This is a genomic window from Nocardioides sp. (genome assembly GCF_031422975.1).
GTDB lineage: Bacteria > Actinomycetota > Actinomycetes > Propionibacteriales > Nocardioidaceae > Nocardioides.
This window is the reverse complement of sequence record NZ_JANPEO010000447.1, coordinates 1-2,739: the sequence shown is the minus strand read 5'-3', so window position 1 is coordinate 2,739 and position 2,739 is coordinate 1. Positions and strand designations below refer to the sequence as shown.

The 2,739-nt window shown below is 69.7% G+C and carries 1 protein-coding gene and 1 pseudogene; both read right to left on the bottom strand.

The window, feature by feature from the left end; translation table 11 throughout:
- Positions 1–341, bottom strand: a pseudogene (locus RMO85_RS13455) (glycosyltransferase); the annotation flags it as partial.
- Entirely contained in the window at positions 332–2,605 is a 2,274-nt protein-coding gene (locus RMO85_RS13450; RefSeq protein ID WP_310529232.1) for an N-acetylneuraminate synthase family protein, read from the bottom strand. The pseudogene RMO85_RS13455 and the gene RMO85_RS13450, both read right to left, overlap by 10 nt.
- Positions 2,606–2,739: the final 134 nt, after the last annotated feature.

Here is a 2,739-nt window from a genome sequence, read left to right as displayed (position 1 = left end):
GCGATGCCGTGCTCGGTCGAAATCAGGGTCGCGCCACCGACGAGGGCGGCGGCAATGTCGGCGTAGGCCAGGTGCGAGTGCACGACCGCCGGTCGCAGAGTGCGGACCGCGTGGCGCAGCGTCGCGATCGAGGTGCGCAGCCCGTGGTCCGGCCCGAAGGGCTGCTCGAGCACGGCGGCACCCGCGGCTCGCAGCTCGCCCGGCAGCTCGCCCGGCGGAGTGAGGAAGACCAGCCGCCAGCCGGGGATGCCGGTGCTGGCGACGTCGAGCGCGTGGCGGGCCACGCCGGCCAGGTCACCGACCGGGATCACCCACAGGGCGATGGGTGCGGTCAGAACCATTGCTCGAGTCGCTCCAGGGCGATCCAGAAGCCTTCGCCGTCGTTGACGTGTCCCTGCCAGATCTCCGGGATGAAGCTGACCCCCGGCGCGTGCGCGTCGAGCTGCTGGGCCAGGACCGGCCAGTCGATCTCTCCGTCGCCGACCTGCACGCCCTCGCCGTCGACGCCGGTCGCGTCGACGAGGTGGAGGTGCTCGGTGTGCGGGGCCAAGAGGTCGGTCGCCTCGGCGAAGGACATGCCGAGGTAGTTCGCCGCCAGTTTGGAGTGGGAGACGTCGAAGCAGAGCCGCCGGTCGTACGTCGCCGCGAAGTCGGCGGTGTCGCGCGGGTCGACGAAGAGGTTGCAGTAGAGCTGGCCACCCATGTACCAGGGGTAGGGGGGCAGCGTCTGCGCGCAGAGGCGCACGCCGGAGTCGTCGATGCGCGCCAGCCCTGCGGCCACCCGGGCATACATCGCCTGCCGCTCGGCAGGGGCGACGAAGGCGTCGGTGGTGAAGCCGCCGAGGCTGGCCACGATCACCGGACCTTGCTCGTCGGCTCGGGCGTCGGCCGGACGGCGGAAGTGCTTCTGCATCTCGCGGGTGGTGTCGACGACGCGCTGGAGCTCGCGGATCGACCGCTCCCAGTGGGCGTCGTCGTCGGAGGCGAGGTTGAGCAGGAAGTCGCCGGCGAAGAGGTCGGGGGAGTGCGTCGTGAAGCCCATCGGGAGTCCGTCGGGGTACTTCTCGAACACCTCGGCCACCGGCAGGTCGACGTCCTTGTAGGAGAAGTGGAACTCCAGGAAGTCGGGGGTCGTGTCCCGCGTCATCGCCTCGATGTCGTGGTAGCGCACGGCCAGTCCCCACGGCCGTTGGAAGGCATAGTCGCGGCCGGTCGGCACGCCGTCCCCGAGGTCGGTGGCGTAGAAGAAGTCGCCGGCATCGAGCGCGCGGTTGGCGGTGCGGCCGACGAGCTTGTCGAAGGCGTTGGGCTGGAGCCCGCGACCGGGGCTCTTGATGTCGACGTCTGCGGCCGTGAGCACCTCGCCGACCTCGATCCGGCGGGTGGCGACGAGCGACTTGGCGAGGTTGACGCGGTTCATCATCTCGCCGGTGGACACCGCGCGCGGCGCGGTGGAGCCGAGGGCTTCCTCGATCTCGCGGATCCGCTGCACCATCTCGGCGAACTCTTCGGGCAGCAGGCTGACCTTGTGGTCGTTGCCCTCGAGGTCACGATCGACGGTGACGTGCTTCTCGATGATGCGCGCACCCAGCGCCACGGCGGCGACCGGCACGTGGAAGCCGCGCTCGTGGCCGGAGTAGCCGACCGGGGTCTGGGCCAGCTCGGCCAGCCGCGTGAGGTAGGCGAGGTTGAGGTCCTTGAACGGGGCGGGATAGGTCGACTGGCAGTGCAGGAAGGCGTGCGCGACCCCGGTCGAGCGCATCACCTCGATGGTCTCGCGGATCTCGCCCTCGGTCGACATGCCGGTTGAGATCACCATCGGCGTCCCCGACGCCGCCATGTGTCGCAGCAGCGCGTGGTTGGTCATGTCGGCGGAGGCGACCTTCAGCGACGGCACGCCGTAGTCGACCAACCGGTCGACGCTGCGCGGGTCCCACGCCGTACACATCACGTCGACCCCGACCTCGGCACAGTGGTCGAAGACCGTGAAGAGATGGTCGGCGTCGAGGTTGTACTTCGCGAGCAGGTCGAGGGTGTACTGCGGGCCGAGGTCCTCGCCGCCCGATCCGGCGGAGCCCTGGCGGTAGAGCGCCTCCATGTCGCGCAGCTGGAACTTCACGATGTCCGCGCCGGCGAGCTTGGACTCGTCGACCAGCCGCTTCGCCAGGTCGATGTCGCCCTGGTGGTTGATGCCGATCTCGGCGATCACGAGGGTGGGCGCGTCGTGGGCCACGAGGTGGCGGCCGATGCGCAGCTCGTCGGCGCGGTTGATCGCGATCGCGACGAGGTGGTGGCGCTCGTCGACGAGGGCCACGTGGTCGATGCCGGAGCCGAAGGCGTGCGCGATCTCGGCGGGGCTGCTGCCGATGGGCAGGCTCCGCGGCGTCGTGTTGGCGGCCTCGAGTGCGGGTACGTCGACGTCGAGCCGCGCACCGCCACTGACCCAGCGCCGGAAGTCGCCGTCGGACAGGACGCCGTCGAGATGGCCGTGAGCGTCGACGAGGAAGATCACCCGGGCCTTGTTGGCGGTGATCTTCTCCAGCGCGCGGAGCACGGGGTCGCCGGAGTAGACGACGTAGGGCGTGAGATCGCGCTCGATGATCAACGGTCGGCCTTCTCAGGGGGAGTGACCCACCACGGTATCGAAGGGTTCGGAACTCGCGACGGGAATGGCGAGAACCAGTACGTGGGCATGGTCACGGGACACCCATTCAGTCAGGCGAGGAACTTCTCGGCCAC